General features: G+C 71.6%; 19 protein-coding genes. 9 read left to right on the forward strand and 10 right to left on the reverse strand.

The genetic code is table 11. The annotated features are described in order from the left end of the window. The gene (locus tag IT371_28405; protein ID MCC6751607.1) at positions 1-1,266 is read right to left on the reverse strand and encodes an ABC transporter permease; all 1,266 of its coding nucleotides are present in this window, start codon (positions 1,264-1,266) and stop codon (positions 1-3) included. Beyond that, a complete protein-coding gene (locus IT371_28410) occupies positions 1,263-2,504 on the reverse strand; it encodes an efflux RND transporter periplasmic adaptor subunit (protein MCC6751608.1) in 1,242 nt (413 codons plus the stop codon). Before IT371_28410 ends, IT371_28405 begins: the two co-directional genes overlap by 4 nt. Positions 2,505-2,697: 193 nt before the next feature. On the opposite strand from IT371_28410, the gene IT371_28415 reads away from it, so the two are divergent. Both IT371_28415 and IT371_28420 read left to right on the forward strand, forming a co-directional pair. Then, on the forward strand, positions 2,698-3,621 hold the full coding sequence (locus IT371_28415) for an NAD(+)/NADH kinase (protein ID MCC6751609.1): 924 nt from the start codon (positions 2,698-2,700) through the stop codon (positions 3,619-3,621). Positions 3,622-3,725: 104 nt separating this feature from the next. Then, the gene (locus IT371_28420) at positions 3,726-4,355 is read left to right on the forward strand and encodes a response regulator transcription factor (protein MCC6751610.1); all 630 of its coding nucleotides are present in this window, start codon (positions 3,726-3,728) and stop codon (positions 4,353-4,355) included. Between the two features lie 47 nt (positions 4,356-4,402). Here the strand turns inward: IT371_28420 and IT371_28425 are convergent, their stop codons facing one another. Then, complete coding sequence (locus IT371_28425; protein ID MCC6751611.1) at positions 4,403-4,915, reverse strand: J domain-containing protein; 513 nt, start codon at positions 4,913-4,915, stop codon at positions 4,403-4,405. 33 nt (positions 4,916-4,948) lie between these two features. Then, a complete protein-coding gene (locus tag IT371_28430; GenBank protein MCC6751612.1) occupies positions 4,949-6,856 on the reverse strand; it encodes a cyclic nucleotide-binding domain-containing protein in 1,908 nt (635 codons plus the stop codon). Positions 6,857-7,109: 253 nt separating this feature from the next. Here IT371_28430 and IT371_28435 point away from each other — a divergent pair, with 253 nt between their 5' ends. From IT371_28435 to IT371_28445, 3 genes are all read left to right on the forward strand, one after another. Next, positions 7,110-9,176 carry a PEGA domain-containing protein gene (locus tag IT371_28435; protein ID MCC6751613.1) on the forward strand — a complete coding sequence of 689 codons (2,067 nt, stop codon included), beginning with the start codon at positions 7,110-7,112 and terminating at the stop codon, positions 9,174-9,176. Between the two features lie 295 nt (positions 9,177-9,471). Further along, positions 9,472-10,251, forward strand: a complete 780-nt coding sequence (locus tag IT371_28440) for a hypothetical protein (protein MCC6751614.1) — start codon at positions 9,472-9,474, stop codon at positions 10,249-10,251. Positions 10,252-10,267: 16 nt separating this feature from the next. Beyond that, complete coding sequence (locus tag IT371_28445) at positions 10,268-11,281, forward strand: hypothetical protein (GenBank protein ID MCC6751615.1); 1,014 nt, start codon at positions 10,268-10,270, stop codon at positions 11,279-11,281. 24 nt (positions 11,282-11,305) lie between these two features. Here the strand turns inward: IT371_28445 and IT371_28450 are convergent, their stop codons facing one another. Then, positions 11,306-12,901 carry an Hsp70 family protein gene (locus IT371_28450; GenBank protein ID MCC6751616.1) on the reverse strand — a complete coding sequence of 532 codons (1,596 nt, stop codon included), beginning with the start codon at positions 12,899-12,901 and terminating at the stop codon, positions 11,306-11,308. Between the two features lie 113 nt (positions 12,902-13,014). Here IT371_28450 and IT371_28455 point away from each other — a divergent pair, with 113 nt between their 5' ends. Together IT371_28455 and IT371_28460 are read left to right on the forward strand one after the other, a co-directional pair. Continuing rightward, positions 13,015-15,048, forward strand: a complete 2,034-nt coding sequence (locus IT371_28455; protein ID MCC6751617.1) for a beta-galactosidase — start codon at positions 13,015-13,017, stop codon at positions 15,046-15,048. Then, positions 15,045-16,112: a hypothetical protein gene (locus IT371_28460; GenBank protein ID MCC6751618.1), complete on the forward strand. Its 1,068-nt coding sequence runs from the start codon at positions 15,045-15,047 to the stop codon at positions 16,110-16,112. The genes IT371_28455 and IT371_28460 overlap by 4 nt, the downstream gene beginning before the upstream one ends. A gap of 2 nt (positions 16,113-16,114) precedes the next feature. On the opposite strand, the gene IT371_28465 is transcribed toward IT371_28460, so the two are convergent. The 3 genes from IT371_28465 to IT371_28475 all read right to left on the reverse strand — a co-directional run bounded on the left by IT371_28465 (position 16,115) and on the right by IT371_28475 (position 19,180). Further along, a complete protein-coding gene (locus tag IT371_28465; protein ID MCC6751619.1) occupies positions 16,115-16,936 on the reverse strand; it encodes a hypothetical protein in 822 nt (273 codons plus the stop codon). A gap of 51 nt (positions 16,937-16,987) precedes the next feature. Further along, positions 16,988-17,587, reverse strand: a complete 600-nt coding sequence (locus IT371_28470) for a hypothetical protein (GenBank protein MCC6751620.1) — start codon at positions 17,585-17,587, stop codon at positions 16,988-16,990. Positions 17,588-17,749: 162 nt separating this feature from the next. After that, positions 17,750-19,180, reverse strand: a complete 1,431-nt coding sequence (locus tag IT371_28475) for a hypothetical protein (GenBank protein ID MCC6751621.1) — start codon at positions 19,178-19,180, stop codon at positions 17,750-17,752. A 218-nt stretch (positions 19,181-19,398) separates the two neighbouring features. Here IT371_28475 and IT371_28480 point away from each other — a divergent pair, with 218 nt between their 5' ends. Together IT371_28480 and IT371_28485 are read left to right on the forward strand one after the other, a co-directional pair. Beyond that, positions 19,399-20,655: an insulinase family protein gene (locus IT371_28480; GenBank protein ID MCC6751622.1), complete on the forward strand. Its 1,257-nt coding sequence runs from the start codon at positions 19,399-19,401 to the stop codon at positions 20,653-20,655. 2 nt (positions 20,656-20,657) lie between these two features. Next, positions 20,658-21,902 (forward strand): insulinase family protein, encoded by a 1,245-nt coding sequence (locus IT371_28485; GenBank protein ID MCC6751623.1) that lies wholly within the window; start codon positions 20,658-20,660, stop codon positions 21,900-21,902. 40 nt (positions 21,903-21,942) lie between these two features. Here the strand turns inward: IT371_28485 and IT371_28490 are convergent, their stop codons facing one another. Then, on the reverse strand, positions 21,943-22,680 hold the full coding sequence (locus IT371_28490) for an ATP-binding cassette domain-containing protein (GenBank protein MCC6751624.1): 738 nt from the start codon (positions 22,678-22,680) through the stop codon (positions 21,943-21,945). 28 nt (positions 22,681-22,708) lie between these two features. Beyond that, complete coding sequence (locus tag IT371_28495) at positions 22,709-23,023, reverse strand: hypothetical protein (GenBank protein ID MCC6751625.1); 315 nt, start codon at positions 23,021-23,023, stop codon at positions 22,709-22,711. Positions 23,024-23,038: the final 15 nt, after the last annotated feature.

Below are 23,038 nucleotides of genomic sequence, written 5' to 3' on the forward strand. Positions count from 1 at the left end.
TCAGGTAATTTCGCCGCGCAAGACGGCCACGGGTTCGACGCGCGAGGCGCGCCAGGCGGGGAGGATGCTCGCGGCGATGCCGACGAGGAGGGCGAAGACCGCCCCGTAGACGTAGAACATGGGGTTCTTGGCGATGAGGAACTTACGGCTCTTGACGATGCCTTCCATCGGCAGGTCGAGGTCGGCGAGGAACTCGACCAGGCGCCAGCCGACGAGGTCGCCGAGGGCCGCGCCGAGGAGCGAGATCACCGCGCCCTGCAGCACGAAGATGAAGAGGATGTCGCGCGAGCGGAGGCCCACCGCGCGCAAGATCGAGATGTCCCGCGTCTTGCCGAGCACGATCATGAGCTGGATGGCCAGAATCCCGAAGCCGCCGACGGTCAGGATGCCGCCGATGACGAGCGCGATGATCAGGTCCTGGATGCGGAACAGGTCGAGGAAGTTCAGGTTCGCCTCCTCCCAGCTCTGCGCGTCGTGCCCCGTCATGCGCTCGAGGCGCGCGGCCCAGGCCTCCGAGGTGAACGGGTCGTCGAGCCGCACCTCGAGCTGGCCGATCACGTTCGGTCGCCCGAGGACCGTCTGCGCGGTGAGCAGGTCCACGTAGATGCGCGACTTGTCGACCGCCGGGATGCCGACGTCGAAGATCGCGACCACCTTGAGCGAGATCGCGCGACCGCCGGGGACGGCGAGACGCACCTGGTCGCCGAGCTTCACCTGCAGATCCTTCGCCACGCCCGAGCCGAGGGCCACGCTGTCCGGCGTCGCCGCCAGGTCCCTCCACGCCCCGTCCTGCACGTACCCCGAGACGGGGGTGCAGCGGTCCTGCGTCCTCGGGCGCACGCCGCGCAGGTCCACCCCGAGGTCCTTCGTCCCGTAGGAGAGGATGGCCTGTCCGACGAGGCTGTCGCAGACGGCCTGGATGCCGGGGAGCGCCTCGAACTCGCGGATCAGGTCGCTCGGTCGTTTGATGCGGGTGAAGCGCGAGCTGGCCTGCTCGTGCCAGATCTGCGCCACGAGGTCGAGCCGTCCCTCGTACTGCTGCAGCACCGTCTCCTTCTGCCCCAGCTCCTTGCTGAAGAGGATCACGTGCGGCGAGATGCGCAGCATCTCGATCATGAACTTGTCCTGAAAGCCCTGCATCAGCCCGTTCATGGTGATCAGCGTGATCACGCCCAGGGCCACGCCGCTGATGGCGATGGCGTTGAGCAGGCGCCGATCCCAGAGTTGCCGCAGCGCGACGAAGACGCAGAGCTTCAGCGAGCTCATTTCACGTTGGCCGCCAGGCCGGCGCCCGAGCCTTGGCCGGCGGAGGGACTCGTCGGCACCTCGGTCGGTGCGACGCGGCGTCCGGTCTGGGGCGCCCCCTTCACGCCGAGCACCACGCGCTCCCCGTCGGCCAGCCCGCTCACCACCTCGGCCCGCGTGACGTCGCGAATGCCGAGCTCGACCTTGCGCTCGGAGAGGCGACCCTCGGTGTCCACGACCCAGGCCACCCCGTCGCGCAGCGCCTCGATCGGGCAAAGGAGCACCGCCTCCTTGCGGCGGATGATCACGTTCACCTCGGCGGTCATGCCGGGACGGAGCCCCTCGACCTTGTCGTCGAAGTCGAAGTGGACCGAGAAGGACTTCCGCTCGCGGTCGGCGGCCGGAGAGATGCGCGAGACGTGGGCCCTGATCGCCCGGTCTCTGAAGGCGTAGAGGCGCACCGCGGCCGGCATCCCGAGGCGCACGCGGCCCATGTCCGCTTCGTCCACCTCGGCCTCGATGCGCAGCCGCCCCGCGTCACCGATGCGCAGCAGGTTCTGATTCATGGCCACCGTCTCGCCGCGTTCGACGTGCAGCTTCAGGACCTGGCCGTCGAGCGGCGCTCGGAGGTCGCGTTCGTTGGCCCGGGCGCGCAGGCTGGCCACCCCGGCCTTGGCCCGGTCGACGTCGCTGCGCATGGCGATCTGCGTATCCCGCTGCTGCGCGCGATTGGCGGCGAGGCGCGCCTCGTTCGTTTGAACCTGCGTACGCGCGCGTTCGAGCTCCTGCGGGCTGAGCACGCCCGACTGGCTCAGGCGACGCACCCGCTCGAGGTCGCGCCGGGCCTGCGCGAGTTCGGAGGTGAGGGCCTTCTCGTTGCTGCGCAGCATCTCGAGCTGCGGGGCGGAGCTGGCGCGCGACCGCGCGGCCCGGAAGTCGGCCTGCCCGCGCTCCACGTCGAAGGCGAGGCCGGGGGCGTCGATCTCGGCGAGGAGCTGGCCGGCCTTGACGGGGTCGCCCTCCTTGACGAGCAGGCGCAGCACGGGCCCGGAGACGCGCGCCTTGAGGTTGGCCACGTCCACCGGCTCGACGGTGCCCACCGCGTACACGGCCTCGATCGCGGTTCCCCGGGCCACGCGCGCGACCTTCACCGCCTCGAGGCGCGTGACCTTGTAGAGGATGGCGCCCGCCACGAGGACGAGCAGGAGCAAGGCTAGCAGGCGGCCCTTCTTACGAGGGCCTCGCGGACGGTCGCTCACGATTCACTTCGCCGACGGAGATAGAGCGCGAAAGATACCACGCGGGCGCCGCGCGTCGAAATTCCGCGCGGAGCCGGGCCGCGCGCTGCGTCAACCGCTGCCGCGGGGCGCGACGCTTCACTTCCCCTCGAGGAGTTGAAAGCCGACGGGGTTGTGACATTCTGGAGCCGCCCATCTGCCGGAGCTCGGGTCGGTGCAGATCCAGCGCGTGCTCGTCGTTCATCGCAAGAGCCTCTACCAGATCTATGTGCGCGAGCACCGCGACCGCGCGGTGAAGAGCGCGCTTCGCCGCGGGGATCCGGTGGCGCAGCGCCTCCTCGCGAGTCATCGGACGCAGGAGGCCTCGCTCGCGACGACGCGCCGCACGCTCCGCTCGCGGGGGGTGCGTGCGGAGTACTGCTGGCGCGGGGAGGCGCGAGGGGTGAAGGGGTTCGATCTGGTCATCTCCGTGGGAGGAGACGGGACGGTCCTGGATACGGCCCAGCACATCGTGGAGGGGCCTCCGCTGCTCGGGCTCAACTCCGATCCTCCAAACAGCGTCGGGGCGCTCTGCGCCGGCACCGCGGACCAGCTCGACGCCCTGCTCGACGCCGTGAGCTCGGGGGCGCTCGTGCCCACCCGCCTTACCCGCCTGCGCGTGCGCCTCGAGGGGCGCGACCTCTTCGGGCCGTGCCTGAACGACGTGCTCTTCGCCCACGCGTGTCCGGCGGACATGACGCGTTTCGAGCTCGGGGCGCTCCCTCTCGACGAGCTGCCCGAGCGCGGGCGCCTGCTCCCCGACGGCGTGCTCGTGCCCGTGCGCAGCTCCGGGCTCTGGGTGGCCACGGCCGCCGGTTCCACGGGGGGCATCCATTCGGCCGGTGGGCGGACCTACGCGCCGCACTCGCGACGGGTGCAATACCTCGTGCGCGAGCCCTACGCGGGACCGGGACGGGCGCGAAGGAGCCGCGGGTCGGCGAGCTTCGGCCCGAAGGAGGCGCTCGTGGTGGTCTGTCACGTGCGCCGCGGCATGATCTGGGCCGACGGGGCGCACCGCCGGCACGTCGTGCCGTACGGACAGACGCTGGTCATCGACAGCCATCCCTCCTCCCTCGAGCTGGTGCTTCGCCGGGGATAGGGCCCTTGTCCGTGGCTCCAGGACACGAGGGGGCGCGCCTCCTTCTCGGGCTTGTTTCCCACGACGGAAAGGCACTAGAACAGAGTCCATGAAGAGGGGGATTCATGTCGTACCGCGTGCTCCTCGTTGAGGACGAGCCGCTCGTCGCCGAGCGGCTCTCCCGCGCCCTGAAGGGGCAGGGGCACGAGGTGGCCGTGGCCAACACGCTCGCCGACGCGGGGGCGTGGCTGGAGAGGGCCGCGGAGCCGACGAATTCTCCCTGGGACGTGGTGCTGCTCGATCTCCGCCTGCCCGACGGGGACGGCGAGACCCTCATCGAGGGTCTCCAGAGGCTCCCGGTACCCCCCGCCGTGGCCGTCCTCTCCGGGGTCATCGACAGCGAGCGCGTCCTGCGGCTGAACCTGCGCGGCATCATCGCCATCCCGAAGCCGCTCACGCCGGAGACCCTGCTCAACCTCGTGGATACCCTCGGCGCAGGTGAGCGCTGCCTTTTCGAGGTGGAGGCCTTCGCCAAGGAGCATCGCCTGAGCCAGCGCGAGAGCGAGCTCCTGCGGCTGGCGGCCGTCGGGGTCGCCGACCGCGAGGCGGCCGAGCGCATGAAGTGCGTGCTCGGCACCATCGGCACCTACTGGAAGCGCATCCTCCGCAAGACCGACTCGGCGACGCAGCGCCAGGCCCTGCTCAAGCTCTGTCAGTTCTCGCTCAGTCGGCGCTTCCCGCTCCGCGCCAAGTAGCGCGCGCGGAGGGCGAGCCGTCCAAGCGCCGGCAGCCGCATGGGCCCCTACTTCTTCTCCGCGGCGTCGAGGGCGGCCAGACGGGCGAGCACCGTCGGGTGGTCCCCCACCAGGTCCTTCGCGAACTTGTAGTGCAGGCGGGCGGTCTTCTTGTCGCCCCGGCGCTCGGCCTCCTGCCCCATGAGGAAGTACTTGCGCCCCTGCGGGTGGTCGATGGTGTCTTCCGCTCGCTTCGGACCCGTGCGCTGCCGCTCGACCTGCGCGAGCCGTTTCTCGCCGCGCCCGAGCGCCTCGCCGTAGGCCTTGCGGCTCTCGGGATCCATGAGCACCCGGTAGGCCTCGGCCACGCGCTTGTAGATGGCGTAGATCTGCCGGCGCAGCTCGCCGTCCGCGTGCGTCTGGTAGCGGTCGGGGTGCATCGAGAGCGCCATGCGGTGAAAGGCCGCCTGCACGTCGTCGGGCGAGGCCGCGGGGTCCAGGTTCAATAGCTCGTAATAGGTGTAGTCCTCGAGATCGGCGTGGATCTGCCCGATGCGGGCCTTGAGCTGTTCCTCGTCCATGGCGCCGCCAGCATAGCCGCGCCTCCCCGGCTGCTACAAGGGCGCCTTGGCCCCGCCGTGCGCCGCGAGGACCGCCTCGCAGGCCCGGTACCGGGCGTCGAGCGCCTCCTGCAGGCTCTCGGGGAGGCGGCCGAGGCGGCGTCGGTCGATGACCAGCGCCGAGGTGTGCGTCACCGCCGTCACCGCCACCGGCGACGGGGAGAGCTCGCCCACCAGATCGCCGGCGCAGAGGTGGCCGAGCACCGCCAGCCCGTTCGCCCCGTCTACCGCCACCTGCGCCACCCCCGAGAGCAGCACGAACAGCTTGGCCGCGGCCCCCGGGACGACGAGCGACTGCCCCGGGGTGAAGGAGACCAGCCCCTCGTCGTCGGCGAGCGTGGCTTCCTTCTTGCGGCAGTGCTCGAGGATGGGGGAGATGCGCGTGACCGTCTCGAGGTACCAGCCGCGCAGCGACTGGACCATCGCCGCCAGGGCGTCGTTCGCCTCGCCCATCAGGGGGCGCAGGCGCTCGCGCGAGATCACCTTGAGCTCGCAGGGCTGCGTGGTCCAGATGCTCACGGTGCTCGGCATGCGCGCGATCGACCCCGCCTCGCCGAAGAAGCACCCCGCGGGGATGGTGCCCAGGTCCTCGAGCCTCCCCCGCTCGCGCCCGATGCGGAGGTCGCCGTGCTCGAGCAGGTAGAGCAGCTCGCCGGGGGTACCCTGGCGGTAGACGAGCGCCCCCTCGGCGAGCGACACCGGCTCGGCGAGTTCGAGCAGGCTCTCCGGCACCACGTCGTTCATGCCGACGAAGAGGAGGCAGTGCTGGTCGAGCACCGTGGGCCAGGGCTGCGTCTCGCAGACGAAGCGTGCGACGGTGGGCGCCCCCTCGCTGCCCAGGTCCGGGTTGGCCGGGGCCCACTGCGTGTTGGTGTCCTCGTCGAGAGACTGGAGCGCGTCGGTCTCGTCGAGCTCGGCCTCGAGCGCGCTGACCCCCGAGCTCGGCGCGCCGTGGCCGAGGCGCGTGAAGGTCGTCTCCTCCCAATCGAGGTCGTCGCCGCGCTCGTCTTCGCGAGCGTCTTCGCGCTCGTCTTCGCGCTCGTCTACGTGGTCGTCACTTGGGTCCACGCCCTCCTCGGAGGGCTCCTTCGTGGGCGAGCTGGGCGTCATCGGCTGGTCACGGCTCTCGGGCTCGGCGGCGCTCGCCACCGCCGCCGCGTCGGGCGACGCTGGTTCGGCGGCGGACGCGGGCTCCGCGGTGGGCGGCAGTGGAGGTGGTCCGTCGAGAACGCGGGTTTCTTCTTCGGCGCGACGGACTTCGTCGGCCAGCTCGTCCATGGTGGTTGCCACGGGGGCCGGCGTCGACGAGGCAGGCGAAGCGCGGTCGGGGGTCGGGGTCGGCGTATACGACGAGGCCGGGGTGGACGAGGAGCCTGGGCGCGACGAGGCCGGGGTGGACGACGAGCCCGGGCTCGACGAGGCGCCGTCGAGGCTCGGGGAGCTGCCGGAGCGCGCCGTGTTCGGGCGTCGGGCGGCCCCGTCGTTCTGCGCTTCCGCACGCGCCAGCCGGGCCTGCACCACCTGACGGATCCGTCGCGCGGCCTGATGGTCCGGGTCGAGCGCCAGGACCTGGTCGAAGAGCATGATCGCGCGTCGGCTCTGACCGAGGGTGGCGCAGGCGTCCGCCGCGCGGAAGCGCGCGTCCATCGCGTCGCGCACGAAGCCCGCCGCCATGGCGCGGTCCGCGAGCGCCACCCACTCGTCGGGGCCCACTCTCTGGAGCTTGGAGGCCTCGAAGCGCGCCGCGAGCTCGAGCTCCGTCACGCCGGCGGCGCTGGCGAGCTCGGCGAGGCGTTGCCACTCGTCGGCATTCTTCGCGTCCGACTGGCAGATCTGCCGCTGCAGCCCAATGGCGTCCACGAGCTTTCTCTTGGACCAGAGGCGCTCTACCTTCTTGCGCAAGCTCGCAACCGCCGCCATCGGCACTCGACGCCCCACCGTCTATCGCCCGTCCCGTGGGCTCCTTCCATCATATCACGACCGAGGAAGGAGGTCGCAGAACCCCGCGCTGTCCCCGCGTCGAGGACGCCGGCGTGGCGGAGAATTTCGGCCGCGCCTCGGCCTCTGGTACCATCGGCCTACCAATGACCCAGGTCGTCCGATGATCAGTCCGCGGAGCAGTGTCTTTGCGGCCGACCGCACGGTGGCGCGGTCCATGGCCAGCTGTCTGACGGCGGTGGGGAGTGTGGTGAACGTGGCTACCAGCCGCGCCGAGCTCGACGCCTCGGCGGATCTGCTCCTCGCGGAGCTGGTGCCGCCCGCGGACGAGCTGAAGGCTGTTCTTGCCCAGCTCGGCGCGGGGGCGGCCGCGGCGCTGGTGGTTCCGAAGCCGGGGCTCCCCGCCATGCTCGGCCAGTTCGCCACGCCGGCGGTCAAGGCGCTTCTGGCCAAGGACCACGTGACGGACGCGCGCCTGGCCTACGTCGGGTCGAAGCTCCTCTTCGGCAACATCTTCGGCCTCTCCAAGCTCATGCCCTGGGGGGTGAAGGTCTACTCCGAGGTCGTCGGAAGCCACGAAGAGCGCGGGCAGGCGCTGGCCGCGGTGAGTCAGCTCGCGCGCGTTCTCAAGGTGCGGCCCAAGGCCAAGGAAGCGATCGAGCTCGTGGCGGACGAGCTGCTCATGAACGCGCTCTACGACGCCCCGGTGGACCCCGAGGGGCGCTCGCTCTTCGGTGAGGTGCAGCCGCGCGACCGCTCGACGCTGCGACTCGAGCGCCCGACGGTGCTCCAGTTCGCCTGCGACGGAACCTTCTTCGCCGTCTCGGTGCGGGACAGCTTCGGCTCGCTTCGCCGCGCCACGGTGCTCGACTACCTGAACCGCTGCGTGCGTTCCGCCGACCCCATCGAGCGCAAGACCGCGGGGGCGGGGCTCGGGCTCTACCTCGTGGCGAGCAACGTCACGGAGCTGGTGATCAACCTGCTGCCGGGGGTGGCGACCGAGGTGGTCTGCCTGTTTGACCTGCGCACGCCGGGTCACCGGCTCATGCACTTCGGCATCTACGAGGAGAGCGGACGTGCTGCCGGCGACGGGGACGAGGACCGTCCGACGCACCTCGTGAGCACGGCTCCGGCGGCGGCGCGCGAGCGGCGCGGGCAGAGCCCGATGGTGGGGCTCACGCTGGCCATGGCGCTGGCCCTCTTCGTGGTCGCGGCGGCCCTCTTCGCGTGGCCCATTCTGCGGCGGCCGGCGCGGAGCTCGCTCACGATCGAGACCGAGCCCCCGGGAGCGACGATCTATCTGAACGGCGCGCAGAAGGGCGTGGCGAGCGGTCCGCTCTCGCTCCCCGAGCTGGACGTGTCCAGCCCCTACGTGGTGACGGCGCGACGCCCCGGCTACGGCGAGGCCCGCGAGGTCGTGTCGCTGCGCAAGGGGGCCCCCTCGACGGTGCGGCTGGTCCTGCCCCGGCTCAAGGCCAAGCTGCGCGTCACCTCGACCCCCGAAGGAGCCGAGGTCTGGATCGACGGTCGTCAGACGGGGCAGAAGACGCCCGCGCTGCTCGACGAGGTGGACCCCGACAAGGCGCACGCCGTGCGCCTCACGCTGCACGGCTTCAAGGAGGTGCAGGAGGCGGTGACCGTCACGGCCGACAAGACGGCGCTCTACCACGGCACGCTCTCTCTGGCCCCCGACTTCGCGGTGATCGCCGTGACCTCCGAACCCGTCGGAGCGCGGCTCTGGGTCAACGACGTGGACACCGGGCTCGTCACCCCCGTTGCGGCCTACGCGGTCCCGGCCGGGCGTCCCTATCGGGTCCGGCTCACCGCCGCGGACCGCGTGCCGTGGGAGCAGTCCTGGACCCCCTCGTCGGGTGGGTCGCTACGAGAGACGGCCGCCTTGCCCCTCGGCGGAAAGCTCACCGTGCTCTCGAACGTGAAGGCGCGGCTGCAGGCAGGGGATGGCCCCGTGCTCCGGCTGCCGGTGCGCGATCTGATCCTGCGCGAGGGGACGCACACGCTCACGCTCCGGAACAAGGACCCCTATCTGGATCAGCGCGTCGAGGTGGTCGTGAAGGCCGGCGGCACCGTCACGCGCGAGCTCGTCTACGGGTTCGTGGCGGGAAAGACCCGGCGGCAGCGGCTGCGCCTTGGAGACCACAAGCCGGTGGCCACCCTGGCCCTGCCGCGGGGGGAGCACGAGGTGACGGTCGTGGACCTCGAGAGCGGCAAGACCTATCCCCAGACCGTGCGCGTGGAGCCGGGCAAGACCGTTCGCGTGCCGTAGTCCCGCCCGCAACCGAGCGCGGCTCGTACGTGAGCACGGCTCGCACCTTAGTATCGTTTTCTCCCCTCCGCGCCGTCGGCGTGTCCTAAGGCCTGTGAAGATCTTCATGGCCCGTCCCCGACCCCTCTCACCGACCGGGGCCTGGAGAGGTTCGTGTCCCGCGCAGTGCGCCTCCGCCGTCGCTCCTTCGTGATTGCGCCCCCTTCGCCCGCCGAGAGGGTCCGGCACGCGGGTTGCTCGTCTGCGCGCTTCGACCACCGGGAGTGACCGGGGTTCGCACACGACGGAGGCCGCCATGAGGACGCATCGACCGAGAGCATCATCCCCCACGAATCGCCGCGCCGCGCGCCCCCGGCAGGCCCTTGCGGCGCTGGCACTCGCGACGACCGCGGCCTTTGGTGCGCCGGCCCACGCCGCCGACCCGGCCGCTGCCCTGGGGCAGGTCACGGAGGTGCGCGCCATGCGCCGGCTGGCCGCGCAGGCGCTCCGGCCGATGATCGGCTTCGATCGGCTCGAGGGGCAGCCGGAGCTCCAGCAGCACGCGATCGCCGACTTCTATCGGCGCGTGGTGCGCGTGCAGCAGGCCACGCGGGCCTACGCTCGCCGCGGGGGACTCGCGGGGGACTTCGCCTACCAGATCGACGCCGCCTATCAGAACCTCGTGCACCGCGACTACCGCGGTCCGCTCTCTCCGAGCGTGGAAAAGACGCGGCTCGCCGCACGCTACCTCGTACGCGGGCTCTACCTCTCGGGGGTGGCTGCCCCGCCCGCGGAGGAGGGGCTGGGTGGGCGCGTACTCCGCGAGCTCCGCGAGCTCGAGCGGGTAGATCGGGCGCTCACGAACCTGTTCACGCTCGACGCTCCGCAGACGCGCCGGACGCCGCCCGTGGTCGTCGTGAACCACGGGCAGATCGGCGACGTGGTCAACCTGGGCCACATCGGCGACGTGACGCAGGTCGGGCAGCTCGGCGACCGCATCGCCATCGAGCAGCGGCAGACCGTGAACCGGACCGTGAACCAGACCGTGAACCAGACCGCCAACCAGGCCTTCATCCGACCGGTCGTCGGTCGCTAGAGAAGGGAGGACCACCATGCGACGCCACCACCTGATCCTCACCCTCGTGGCCCTCTCGGGCCTCGTGCTCGGCGCGTCCCGCGCGTCCGCCGAGCGCGTCGAGTTCGACCTGCGGGACATCCCCGACCATCCGTGGGCCAAGCCGTACTTCCTCACCGAGGGAAAGCACGTGGACGGGGTCTTTTACGACCACATCCCCGTGGATGACCCGCGTCGCCCGACGGTGATGTGGTGGACCTCGGACCTGGCCTCCGTGGGCTACGACGCCGCGAGCCGCACCTGGACGCTGACCGACAAGCGCGGGCGGACCTACCAGGAGCAGAACCTTTCGGTGCACGAGCCGCTGGCCCGCCAGACCTATCGCCTGAGCCCCGAGACGGCCCAGGCCGCGATCGACGGGGTGAAGCACGCGCGCGACCACCTCTACCCCTTCCACTTCGAGATCGATCCCGCGGCCGCCTCGCCGCTCACCGCCGTGGCCCGGATCGACGACAGCTCGGTGCGCGTGCGCTATCCGCTGCACGAGCTCCTGCACGTGGGCTGGGACCCGCGGCGCGAGACCTGGCGCCTCACCCCGCGCCGGAGCAACGCGTTCCCGTGCCGCGACGTGACGATCGAGGAGAACGGCCGCCCGGTCTGCCGCTTCAACGAGCTCGCGCCCGCGGCGCTCATCGCGCGCCTCGGTGAGGGGGGCGTGGCCTTCACGCGCGTGCGTCTCCCCGAGGCCGAGCGGCCGCTCGGCGTGCAGGAGGAGCTCCGCTTCTCGGTGCGGGACGCGCACGTGCCGTTCCTGCCGGAGCTGCGCGGCGACGGGCAGTACGTGCCGGTCGAGCACCTCGCGTCGCTGCGCTTCGATGCCCCGGCGAACGGGTGGGTGGCGCGCTACCGCTCGGGCAACGAGGCGCGGCTGCCGCGGACTTTCACGCTCTGGACCAGCGGCGGCACGATGACCGTCGGCCCGGGCAAGCTCCCCGCGGCGCTGGGACTGCTTCGGTCGTACGGTGTGACGGCGACGCGCACGGCGCGCTGAGACGCGGCCGGGCGGATTCCGGGGTCAGGGCATCGACCGGTCCACCGGGGCCGGCAGGTTCTGCTGGCGGCGCATCATGGCCTCCAGGTCGGCCTCCGAGGTGGTCCCGAGGATGTTGACCTTCGCGCGCTGCTGGCGGCCGGTCTCCAGGTCCACGGCCTGCACCTGCATGATGCCGTTGGTGTCGATCTCGAAGGTGACCTGGATCTGCACCTGACCCCGTCCGGCGGCCCGCAATCCTTCCAGCACCAGCTCGCCGAGCGGCTGGTTCTCGGCGAAGACGCGCGATTCCCCCTGGCAGACCTGGATACGGACCACCTGCTGGTTGTCTTGCCCGGTCGTGAAGCGGCGCGTCTGCTCGAGCGGGATCTGCGCGTTGCGTGGAATGATCGTGTCCGCGTAGCCCCCGACGGTGGCGATGCCGAGCGCGCGCGGCGTGACGTCGAGCAGCACCGACCCGACGCTCTCCTGCTGGCTACGTCCGAGCGCGGCTCCCTGGATCGCGGCCCCCACCGCGACGACCTCGTCGGGGTTGATGTCCGTACGCGGCTCGATGTCGAAGTAGGCGCGCACGCCGTCGCGCACGATGGGCATGCGCGTCGTGCCGCCGACGAGCACCACGTCGTCCACCTGCGTGGCCGCGAGGCGCGCGAGCTTCATCGCCTCGTCGCAGATGAGAAACGACCGCTGCACCAGGTCCCGCGACATGGTGTTCAGCGCTTCGACGTTGATCGTGAACGAGAGGTCGAGCGGCTGGCCGGCGTCGCCGTGGGCGATCTCCTGCACCTGGACCACCGCCTTGTTGCGCGACGAGAGCTGGCACTTGACCTGCTCGGCCACGCCCCGCAGGCGCGCCATGGCCGCCTCGTGGTAGCTCAGGTCCACGCGCGTCTGCTCGAGGAAGTTCTTCACCATGTATTCCACGACGCGCACGTCGATGTCGTCGCCGCCGAGGAAGCTGTCGCCCGCGGTGGAGAGCACCTCGAAGACGCGGTCGTTGAGCTGGAGCGCCGTCACGTCGAAGGTGCCGCCGCCGAAGTCGTAGATCACGATCCGGCTCGTCATCCCCCGGCCGTAGCCGTAGGCCAGCGCCGCGGCGGTGGGCTCGTTCAGGATGCGGAGCACGTTGAGCCCCGCGATGCGTCCCGCGGCGCGCGTGGCCTCGCGCTGCGCGTCGTCGAAGTTGGCCGGCACGGTGATCACCGCGTTCGTGACCTTCTGCCCCAGGTACTCCTCGGCGACGCCCACCACGTAGCGCAGCACCATCGCCGAGATCTCGGGGATGGCGAAGGACTGGCCGCGGGCCACCACCATGGCCTGCTGGTTCTCCCCCTCCACCACCTGATAGGGAAGCCGCTTGATGGCGTCCTGCACCGCCTGGGTGCGGAAGTTCCGCCCGATCAGGCGCTTCGCCGAGTAGATGGTGTTCTTGCCGTCCACGATGCGGCGTCGCTTGGCCTCCTGCCCCACGAGCGTCGCGCCGTTCGGATGGAAGGAGATGACCGACGGATGGATGCGCCGCCCCTGCGCGTCGGGGATCACGATGGCGTGGCTGTCCTGCACCACCGCCACGACGCTGTTCGACGTGCCGAGATCGATGCCTACGACGGGTTCGTCCATGGTGCCGTCTGCGCTCTGGCGAGACCGCCGGGGGGGGCGGTGCCTGCCTGAAGGAGTCCTAACCTGCGATCCTACTTCACCGCTCGCGCCGCTCAAAGTATGCTCCGCGGCTCATGCGTGCCCAAGGCGAAAAACACGAGGCACCGGCGGTGCGGGTGGGGCCGAGCGGGCTTCTGCTCGAGCGACCCGGCCAGAGCACCGAGACGCTCCCCTTCCTGGCCGGGTCGATGCACTACTTCCGGCTGCAGCCCGCGGCGTGGGGCAAGTGCCTCGACCATTTCCGCCAGCTCGAGCTGCCGATCGTGGACACCTACGTGCCGTGGGCCGTGCACGAGCGCGAGCCGGGGCGCTACGACTTCGAAGGGGCCCCGTCCGAGGCCGGCTACCAGACGGACCTGCGCGGTTTCCTCGAGGCCTGCGCCCAGTGGGGACTGAAGGTCGTCTTGCGCCCCGGACCGCAGGTCAACGCCGAGCTCACCGCCTTCGGTCTCCCCACGCGCGTCCTCGCGGAGCCGGAGTGCCTCGCCGTCGGCGGCGGCGGGAGTCCCGTCTGGCTCGGCGTGCCGCCGCGGGCCTTCCCCGTCCCCTCGTACGCGAGCGAGCGGTATCACGCGCTCGCGGGCGACTGGCTCGCGGCGTTCGCGCGCTTCGTTGCGCCGTACGCCTGGCCCGACGGGCCCGTGGTGGGCGTGCAGGTGGACAACGAGGCCACCTTCTTCTTTCGCACCGCAGCCTACGACCAGGATTACCACCCGGACGCGCTCGCGCTCCATCGCCGCTACCTCGCCGAGCGCTACGGTGGGGCGCTCCCCGCCGGCTACGGCGCGGGCGCGACGGCGGCCTCCGTCGAGGCGCCGCGCAAGCTGGACGCCACGCGCCCCGAGGAGCTCGTGCGCCACCTGGACTGGGTGGCGTTCAAGGAATGGATGCTGCTCCGGGCGCTCGAGCGCTGGGGGGGGCTCCTTCGCGCCGAGGGCCTCGCGCACCTGCCGCTCCTGCACAACTTCCCCGCCACCGAGTTCGGCGAAGCCTGCAGCCTCGCCGCGGCCGAGCGCGCGGTGGACGTGGCGGGGCTCGACCTCTACCTGCGTCGCCGCGACTACGCGACCGTGCGGCGGCACCTCGCGCACCTCGCGGGTTCGAGCCGGCTGCCGGTGGTCAGCGAGCTCGGCTGGGGGGGCTGGCTCTGGTGGTGGCCCCAGGCGCTCGAGGACCAGCTCCACACCGCGCTCGCCGCGCTGATGCACGGCGCGAAGGGCTTCAACCTCTACATGCTCGTCGAGCGGGACCGCTGGTACGGCGCTCCGGTGAGTCCCGACGGGCGGCCGCGGAGCGAGCGGTACACGACGACCCGGCAGCTCGTCTCGGCCGTCCGGCAGTGCGCGCTCCCCGAGCTGTCGCGGCGCGTGGAGGTCGGCCTCGTGCGCGTGCGCGAATACCGCCACCTGGCGCTCTGCGCGAGCCTCGCCGACCCGCTGCCGCTGATGGGGCTATCGCTCTTCGGGCTCTCGGGCGACGAGCTCTGCACCGAGGAGGATTTCGGTCTGGGGGGCCCGGTGCAGGTGGAGCACGAGCGCTACGTGCACGCCGCGGAGGTGGCGCTCGACCACCTCCGGCTCCCCTACCACCACGTCGAGTCGGATGCCGGTCCCGAGGCCCTTCTGCGCTACAAGCTGCTCGTGGTGCCGCTCTTCGACTTCGCCGACGCGGAGCTGCTCGCGCGGCTCGGGGACTACGTCGAGCGAGGGGGCGCCCTGCTCGTGGGGCCGAGGTGGCCCTCGCGGGATCGCACCATGCAGCCGCTCGCCTGCCTGATGCCCGCGCACACGCTCGCGGCGGAGGAGGACCTCGCCGAGGCGCTCGAGGAGCTCGCGGCGCAGCTCGAGCTGGCGCGCGACCCGGTCCCCGACGCCGAGGAGGTCGAGCTCGTGCTCTACACCGACGGAGAGCGACCGCGAGCACTCTTTCTGGCCAACCGCAGCGACGCGAGCGTGACGACGCGCCTCCGCGCGCTCGAGGGGGCGGGGCTGCGCATGTGGGACGCGCTCACGGGCGAGCCCGTCAACCCGCGGCTGGTGCACGTCGAGGCGAACGCGGTGCGGATGCTCTGCTGCGCGCCGCGCGAGCTCGGCGAGGGTGCGCCATGATCGCCAAAGAGCTGCGCATCGTGGACATCGACCCCCAGCACCTGGCGAACCTCTATCGCCTGGTGGACCCGCCCGGGGGCTCGGACACCATGCCTCCGGGGTTTCTGGATCGCCTCGCCCCGCCGCCGCCGGGCAAAGAGAAGGACGCGCTCTATCAGGGGCGGCAGCGGCCGGTCCTGGCCTTCACGCGCCGGGGCCAGGTGCTGCGCGTGGTGCAGCTCGGCGGCGGCACTCTGCCCGCGACCTCGTTGCGCTCGGCGGCGCCGACCGACCTGAAGGCCTTCCGCACGGCGCACAACCTGCCGCTGGTCGTGGCGGTGGACGTGGACGAGCTCCCCGGGCTCCTCGCGCAGGCGCAGAACAAGGTACGCCTCGACGAGGATCTGGTCGCGCAGGCGCTCTCTGCGCTGCGGGTGCTGAGCGACGCGCTCGGCGGGGCGATTCACGTCGAGCCGCGGCTCTGGGAGGCGCTGCCGATCCCCCCCTACGAGCTGCTCCAGGCCACCTTCGACCGGCTGCTCCCCGACGACCGCAGCTTCGTCTTCTACGTCGTGGATCGCGGGCGCATCTGGACCTCGCTCATCGTGCGCAAGCGGCAGGGCGACATCGATCTGGTCACCACGCACCTCTCCATCGCCGAGCAGGTGCCCTTCTCGACCATCCGCCAGGACGCGCCCAAGATCGTGGCGGCGGTGACGAAGCGCTTCGCCCCGCCGCACGCGGCGATCTTCGTGCCGCTCGGGGTCTGGCACCAGCTCCTCGCGGGGGACCGCTCGATCGTGGCGCGCTCGATGGCCGCGCGTCAGACGGTGATCGACCCCGCCCCGCCGTGGCTTCTGGCCATCGTGGGGGGCGGCGCGGTCTCCGAGGCGGCCACGCGCTCGGCGCAGCTCGTGGGAAAGTTCCTCTCCTCGACGGGGATCGGCGGTCGCCTCTTCTCGGGGGGCGCCGAGAAGCTCGTGCAGACGATGGCCAACCCGCTCGAGGCGCTCGGGCTGGACCCCTGGGAGCTCTTGCGCTGGGCGCGCGACTGGGCCCGGCGCATCCGCCTCGACCATCCATAGCGCTAGAGCGTCCCCTCCATCGTCAGCCCGTCCGCGAAGCGCAGCTCGTAGTGTAGCCGCACCTTCTCGAGGCGGGTCCGGCAGGGCGTCTCGCTGAGCGTCACGCTCCCCGAGGTGGCGCAGAGGGGCTCGTGCGGCGTGCAGTCCCGGGGAGCGTCAGTTCCCCGGACGCGGCAGGCGCGGGCCTTGCCGAGCGCCAGGTCCACCTCCACCTCCAGGACCCAGCCGTAGAGGAACGAGGTCGCGCCGACGATGGCCACGAACGTGCCGGGGAGCCGGCGCTGGACGATGTCCACCCGCTCGCCGAAGCACGGGTTGTCTCCGGCGTGGCACTCGACGCTGCAGCCCCGGCAGGTGCGCGTGTTCCCGGCCGCGACGACCACCGGATCGATCGTGGCCGGGAGCACCAGGGCCCGCTCGCGGTTCCAGGGGGCGTCGCCGTAGGCGTAGCGAAACTGCGACATCGCGCGGTCCACCTCGTCGGGCGGACAGCTCTTGCCCTGGCACGGGCAGTTCGCCGCGTTCATCGGCGTCTGGTACGCCCCGCGCGGCTTTCCGTCGGAAAACCAGAGGCAGCGGCGGGGTCCGCAGAGGAGCTTCGGCGCGACGGGGCCCGGGCAGCTCGCGAAGGTGGCGCCCACGAAGCAGCCCGCGAGGCCTTCGGGGTCGGGCGCGCACGGGCCGAGGTCGCCTATCGGCGTCGCCGCGTCCGCGCCTCCGTCGGGGAGCGGTCCCTGCCGCGCGCCGCACGCGACGAGCACGAGGCCCGCGCAGGACAGGACGACCGCCAGATGGACGACGCGCGCCGCGCGAATACGGTGCATGAGACCCCCCACGGATCGGACGACTAGACTGAGTCTAGCCGCGCGGGGAGCCTACCGGTAGTGCAGGTAGCCGAACTTGGTGCCGAAGATCGGCCACGAGGGGGGCTTGATGGGTACGAGCTCGCCGTTATCGTCCTGGATGAAGAGCTTCTGATAGTGCCGGCCGTCGGGGCGGAGGATGCGGTCGGTCTTCTCCTTTTGCGCCTGCTCGTCGGCCGTGAGGCGTCGCGGGTCGGTCTGGCGACCGCGGTAGGGCTTCACCTCGAGGGCGGCCACGACGTAGCGGAAGCTGAAGGGCCCGATGCCGATGCGCGGGCTCAGGGCCACGAGGTCCATGCGGCGCGCCTCGCCGGTCCGGCGGTCGCGGGCCCACTCGCCGTTGGCGGTGAGCAAGTACTTCTGCGTCTGCACCTTCGAGGCGAAGTAGCGCAGCCGCGTGGGGATCATGGCCCAGGCCTCGCGCCGCGAGCCGTTCAAGCGGTTGCGCTCCCGCTGCGCGCGCGCCTTCGCCTGGGGCGATGGCCAGTGGAAGAAGGTCTTCGCGTAGGAGAGCGCCCAGCCGAGCGGCCCCGCCTCGGCGGTGGCCGGCGTGCCGACGAGGAGCGCGAGGGCGAGAGTGACTCCGAGGACGCGCACGAAGGATTGCCGCATGCGAGGCGCCAGAGCACCATCCGTGCCAGGGACAACCTCAAGGACTCTCGGCCCTTACGGCTCGTGCCGGATCGCTCGTTTTGCGCGGGCCGCACGCGTGCGCCTCGCGTTTTCGGAGAGGGTGTTCTCACGCGCCGCCGCGCCGCGGGCGCGCTCCTCGACCTACCGCGTGGTGCAAACGATGTGGGTGAACTGAATGAGCCGCTTGGGCGCGTTCATCCAGGTCAGCGCGAACTTTCCCCCCACCGAGATCATGTTCGGATAGGCGGCGGTGCCGTCCTTTTCGGTGGAGACGGTCACGAGCCCGCAGTCGGGACTCTCGCTGGTCAGGCAGCTCTTGCCGTCGGGGAGGAGCGGCTTGCCGCCGTCGTCGATGAGCGCGAAGACAAGCTTCGAGCCGTCGGCGCCGCACCGGTCCTGCCAGGCCACGGCGTAGCGCTCGCCGTTGAAGGCCACGGTCGGCGTGCAGGGGTTGCCGAAGGTGGTCACGGTCTGGCTGGCGAGGAGCTCCCCGGCCCGCGTGACCCGCGCGAAGCGAATCGAGCCGTTGTCCTTGTCGGGGTTGTCGGAGTAGGCGACGCCGAACTCCGGCCCGGCCCACACCAGGTCCGGCGCCGAGGCAGCGAGACCGCGGTTGACCGCCAGCGTCTTCTCCTCGGTGAGCACGCGGCCGTCCGCGGCCACGAGCGCGAAGAAGAGCTCGCTCGCGCCGAGGTCGGCCAGGTCGCGCCACACCATCGCGTACTTGGTGCCGTCGAAGGAGGAGACGGGGGTGGCCGGATGGGGCCGCGACGTGTCGGTGGTGATGCGCTGCTCGGGGAGCACCTGCGTCCCGTCCAGCTTCACGACCTTCATGAAGACGTCGTAGCGCCCCTCCTCGGGGCCGCCGGGGAAGGTCGGCGGCTTCACGTTGCGCCCGTCGCGCCAGGTCACGGCGAGCGAGGTCGTCTTCGCGCGCCCCTCGAGGCCCAGGAAACCCGGGCGCACGAGGTGCGGCGAGCTCGCGTACATCGCCGAGAGGAGGTGCACCTCGCCACACCCCGGCGCGGTGCACGGGGCGGTGCCGGCCAGGCGCTGGCCCTTGGCGTTCACTCGCGCGAGGACGAGCGCGCGCTTGTCTCCCGACTGCCGCCGGTCGGCCCATACCACGGCGAAGCCGTCGGGCACGCCGGCGATCCCCACCGGGTCGGCCGGGTTGGCGGTCCCCTTCTCGGTGAGGGCGAGCGGCTTGCCGACCGGTTCCCCCTCCGCGTCGAAGAGCGCGAGCATCGGCTGCGTGGCGTATTGGCCCCCGTTCGCGAGGTCCTGGGCCCAGGCGATCCCGTAGACCCCCTCCGACCAGGCCAGGCGCGGCATCCAGCCCGCCCGACCGCTCGCTTCCTGGTGCACCACGCGCGTCCCGACCGGCTTGCAGTTCGAACCGATCTTGCCGATGCGGTAGTCGCGCCCCGCGCCTCCGTCGCGTGCGCTCCCCCAGTCGCCGGTGCCGCTGTCCCTGAGCGGGAGGGTCTTCTCCGCGCAGCCCAGCGCGAGCAGCAGCGTGGCCGCCCCGACGAACGGCAAGGAGCAGCGAAGTGGTCGGGCGCGTCGCATGTGCTATCCCTTGGCCGCGTGAGACGCGGCACCCGAGTACCAGAGAGAACGGCGTCGGGCGGGGAACTCATTCCGGACCGCTGCCCCGCGTTCGCGCCACCCCTACCCTACGGCTTCGGCGGGGCCGGCTCAACTCCGGTCGCGCCGCGCTCCGCTGGCAGCGCCGTCGCCGTCCTCGGCTCGCCCGGGCTCTGCGCATGGCGTATAGTGACCGACCCATGACCCAACGCGCGCGCTCCGAAGAACCGATTCAGCACGTCCGCCTGAGCTCCGGCATTCCGCTCCTCGCCCAGCCCCTGCCCGGCTACCACACCGCCAGCCTGAGCCTCCGCGTGCTGGGCGGGCTGGCCAGCGAGCCCGAGGGCCTGCAGGGGCTCGCCCTGGTGCTCGGGCGCACGGTGAACAAGGGGACCACGCGACGCGACGCGCGCAGCCTGGCCGACGCCTTCGACGCTCTCGGCGTGCAGCCCGGCATCTCGAGCAACACGCAGAGCTGGGTCTTCAGCCTGAGCGCCCTGCCGGAGCTCCTTCCCGACGGCGTCGCGCTCGTCGGAGAGATGCTGCGCGAGGCCACCTTCCCCGACGACGCGGTGCAGACGGCGATCTCCCTCACCCGGCAGGAGCTCGCGAGCATGGAGGACAACGGCCGCGCGCTCCTGCGCCGGCAGATGTCGTTCCAGACCTACGGGCCCGTGCTCGGGCGCCACAGCCTCGGCACCGCCGAAGGGCTCGACCGCCTCGACCCCGCCCTCGTGCGCGCGCACTGGGGGAAGGTGCTCTGCCGCTCGGCGGTCGCCGTCTCCGTCGCCGGCGCGTACGACCTGCCGCGCGTCGTGGCCGCGCTGGAGCGCATGCTGGCCGACCTGCCCGAGGGAGAGGCCTACGGCCAGGACGCCGTGCAGACCTTCACGCCGACCTGCTCGCACATCCAGAAGCCGCTCGAGCAGACGCAGATCGGCATCAGCTACCGCGGGGTGCCCTACGATCACCCCGAGCAGCCGGTGGAGCGCGTGATGCTCTCGGTGCTCTCGGGCGGGATGGGGGCGCGCCTCTTCACCGAGGTGCGCGAGAAGCAGGGTCTCGTCTACTGGGTCAGCGCGTGGCGCGAGCACCTGCGCAACGTGGGCATGATCCACCTCGGCGCGGCCACCACCCCCCAGCGCTGCCAGCAGACCTACGACACGCTGCTGCGCGAGGTCGCGCGCCTCGAGGAGGACCTGACCGAGGAGGAGCTCGAGCGGGCGAAGATCGGCATCCTCTCGAGCGCGGTGACGAGCGGGGCTACGGTGGCCCGGCGCGCCGCGGAGCTGCTCTCCGACTACTTCCTGCTCGGCAAGGGGCTCAGGCTCGAGGAGAAGAACGCCGCGGTGCGCAAGGTCACGCTCGACGACATCCGAGGCTACCTCCGCAACCACCCGCGCGACGCGCTGTCGGTGGCCACCGTCGGGGTCGAGCCGCTGAAGGTGACGCCGTAGCCATGGAAGCCTTCATCCAGCGTCGGCTCGCCAACGGGCTCCAGGTCTGTCTCGAGCCCTTGCCGCACCTGCCCTCCGCGGCCTGCGGGTTTCTGGTCCGCACCGGGTCGCGCGACGAGGTGGCGGGCGAAGAGGGACTGAGTCACTTCCTCGAGCACATGTGCTTCAAGGGGACGCGCACCCGCAGCGCGGTCGAGATCAACCAGGCCTTCGACCGGCTCGGCAGCCAGTACAACGCCTACACGAGCGCCGAACGCACCATCTATTACGGCTGGGTGCCGGCGGAGAACCTTCGCGCGCAGGCGGCGCTCCTGGCCGAGATGATGCGCAGCACGATGACGGCCGAGGACTTTGCCACCGAGAAGGAGGTGATCCTCGAGGAGATCGCGCAGTACCGCGACAGCCTGATGAGCAGCCTCTACGAGAAGGCGATGGCGCAGCTCTTCGCCGGCTCGCCGCTCGCGCACAGCGTGCTCGGCTACCCGGAGACCATCGCTCCGCTGCCGCGCGAGCGCATGCTGGCCTATCACGCGCGGCGCTACGGGGCCGAGAACCTCGTCTTCGTGGCCGCGGGCCAGTTCGATCCCGAGCCGCTCATCGCGCACGTCGAGGCGCTCACGGCGGACTGGGGGCGCGGCGAAGGGGGGCGCAACCAGCCGCGCCCGACGCCCAGACCCGGGCGGCTCGTCGAGGAGACGACGCGCTTCACCCAGCAAGGGATGACGCTCAGCGTGCCGGGGCCGGCGGGGCGGGGGGGCGACCTGCGGCCGGGGATGCTCTCGCGCATCCTGTCGGGGGACAACAGCCGCATCTACTGGGAGATCCAGCAGCGCGGGCTCTGCCCGAGCGCGGGCATCTATTACCAGCCCTTCTCGGACGCCGGGCTCTTCGTGCTCTACGGGCTGGGGGATCCGGAGCGGATGCCGGCGGTGCTCGACGCGCTCCGCGAGCAGGCGCGGCGCATGACCGTCGACGGACCGACGGACGACGAGCTGCAGCGGGTGAAGAACAACGTGCGCACCTCGCTCGCCACGGACGGCGATTCGCCGATGAGCCGGCTCCTGCAGCTCGTCGAGGATCTCGAGACGCTCGGCACCCCGAAGACCCTCGAGGAGCACCTCGGCCGCGTGGAGGCGATCACGGTGGAGTCGATCCGCGAGCTCCTCGCCGAGTACCCCCTCACCGCCGAGGGCTTTCTGGCCACGATGGGGCCCCCGGCCGCCGGGGCGGAGACGCCTCCGGCGTAGCGGAGAGGCGCGAGCGGAGACGCGCGGCCTCGGCCCTGCGTCAGAGCTCCCGGCACCCCGAGCGCATCCAGCGCTCCAGCAGCACGAAGAGCGGCGAGCTGACCCCCTGCGCGCGCAGCGCGACCAGCGGGGCGACCGCGTCGATGGGCGTGAGCGAGAAGCGCCCCTCGTGCATCAGCGCCAGGTGTGTGGCCCACTCCTCGAGGCGGTCGAGGATGTGCGTGGCGTAGACGATCGTGGCCCCGCGGAGCTCGCTCTCCTCGCGCAGCAGCGCGAGGAGCTCGGCCCGACCGAGGAGGTCCAGGTCGCGCGTGGCCTCGTCGAGGAGCAGCACCTCGCTCGGTCGGAGGAGCGCGAGCAGGAGCTGCACCCGCCGCCGCTGCCCGTCCGAGACGCGGTGCATGCGCCAGCCGCGGTTCACGTCGAGCAGGTGCAAGAGCCGCTCGCAGCGCAAGGGGTCGAGGGCCCGCACGCCGTCAAGGATCTCCTGCACGGTGATGTCCACGTTCAGCGGGAAGGCCCCGCCGATCCAGGTCAGGTGCGCCGCGAGGCCGGTGTCGTGGAAGGCCGGCCGCCCGAGCACGCGGACGAGCGCCTGGGGGACCATGTGCTTGCCGCCGAGGATGCGGAGCAGGGTGCTCTTGCCGGCCCCGTTCGGACCGACGAGCACGCAGCGCGCACCGCGCTCGAGCGAAAACGAGACGTCGCGCACGACGGGGACCGGGACGTCCGGGTAAGCGTAGCTGAGGCCGGAGACTTCGATCGCGGGGTCGGACATCGGTGCGAGGCTCCCCTGGTTAGGGTCCTTAGCCGAGGTCTTGGCGGATGCGCACCAGCCGGATGCTGCCGGGCTGCGCGAGGAGCGTGTCCTCCCACTGCGCCTCCTCGGCGCGGTAGCGCACCCGGACACCCTTGACCTTGCCCGTCTGCAGCAAGCGCAGGGCCTCCTCGAGGTTCAGGCGCGCGGGCGCGTCGGCCTCGCTCAGCATCCCGCCCGGGCCGAGTCGGAGCGTGATGTCCAGGACTTCGGCACTGGCGCTCAGGTCGCGATAGAGCGCTTCGAGCGTTTCGTCGTCGAGATCGGCCGAGTACATCGGCGCGCGGGGAGGAGCTTCGGTCATCGATGCCTGTCTGCC

This window comes from Deltaproteobacteria bacterium (genome assembly GCA_020848905.1).
Classification (GTDB): Bacteria; Myxococcota_A; Polyangia.

Coding starts and splice junctions, on each gene's coding strand:
- IT371_28405 (MCC6751607.1), bottom strand. CDS start 1,266: ATGAGCTCGCTGAAGCTCTGCGTCTTCGTCGCGCTGCGGCAACTCTGG.
- IT371_28420 (MCC6751610.1), top strand. CDS start 3,726: ATGTCGTACCGCGTGCTCCTCGTTGAGGACGAGCCGCTCGTCGCCGAG.
- IT371_28425 (MCC6751611.1), bottom strand. CDS start 4,915: ATGGACGAGGAACAGCTCAAGGCCCGCATCGGGCAGATCCACGCCGAT.
- IT371_28435 (MCC6751613.1), top strand. CDS start 7,110: ATGGCCAGCTGTCTGACGGCGGTGGGGAGTGTGGTGAACGTGGCTACC.
- IT371_28440 (MCC6751614.1), top strand. CDS start 9,472: ATGAGGACGCATCGACCGAGAGCATCATCCCCCACGAATCGCCGCGCC.
- IT371_28445 (MCC6751615.1), top strand. CDS start 10,268: ATGCGACGCCACCACCTGATCCTCACCCTCGTGGCCCTCTCGGGCCTC.
- IT371_28450 (MCC6751616.1), bottom strand. CDS start 12,901: ATGGACGAACCCGTCGTAGGCATCGATCTCGGCACGTCGAACAGCGTC.
- IT371_28455 (MCC6751617.1), top strand. CDS start 13,015: ATGCGTGCCCAAGGCGAAAAACACGAGGCACCGGCGGTGCGGGTGGGG.
- IT371_28460 (MCC6751618.1), top strand. CDS start 15,045: ATGATCGCCAAAGAGCTGCGCATCGTGGACATCGACCCCCAGCACCTG.
- IT371_28465 (MCC6751619.1), bottom strand. CDS start 16,936: ATGCACCGTATTCGCGCGGCGCGCGTCGTCCATCTGGCGGTCGTCCTG.
- IT371_28470 (MCC6751620.1), bottom strand. CDS start 17,587: ATGCGGCAATCCTTCGTGCGCGTCCTCGGAGTCACTCTCGCCCTCGCG.
- IT371_28475 (MCC6751621.1), bottom strand. CDS start 19,180: ATGCGACGCGCCCGACCACTTCGCTGCTCCTTGCCGTTCGTCGGGGCG.
- IT371_28480 (MCC6751622.1), top strand. CDS start 19,399: ATGACCCAACGCGCGCGCTCCGAAGAACCGATTCAGCACGTCCGCCTG.
- IT371_28485 (MCC6751623.1), top strand. CDS start 20,658: ATGGAAGCCTTCATCCAGCGTCGGCTCGCCAACGGGCTCCAGGTCTGT.
- IT371_28490 (MCC6751624.1), bottom strand. CDS start 22,680: ATGTCCGACCCCGCGATCGAAGTCTCCGGCCTCAGCTACGCTTACCCG.
- IT371_28495 (MCC6751625.1), bottom strand. CDS start 23,023: ATGACCGAAGCTCCTCCCCGCGCGCCGATGTACTCGGCCGATCTCGAC.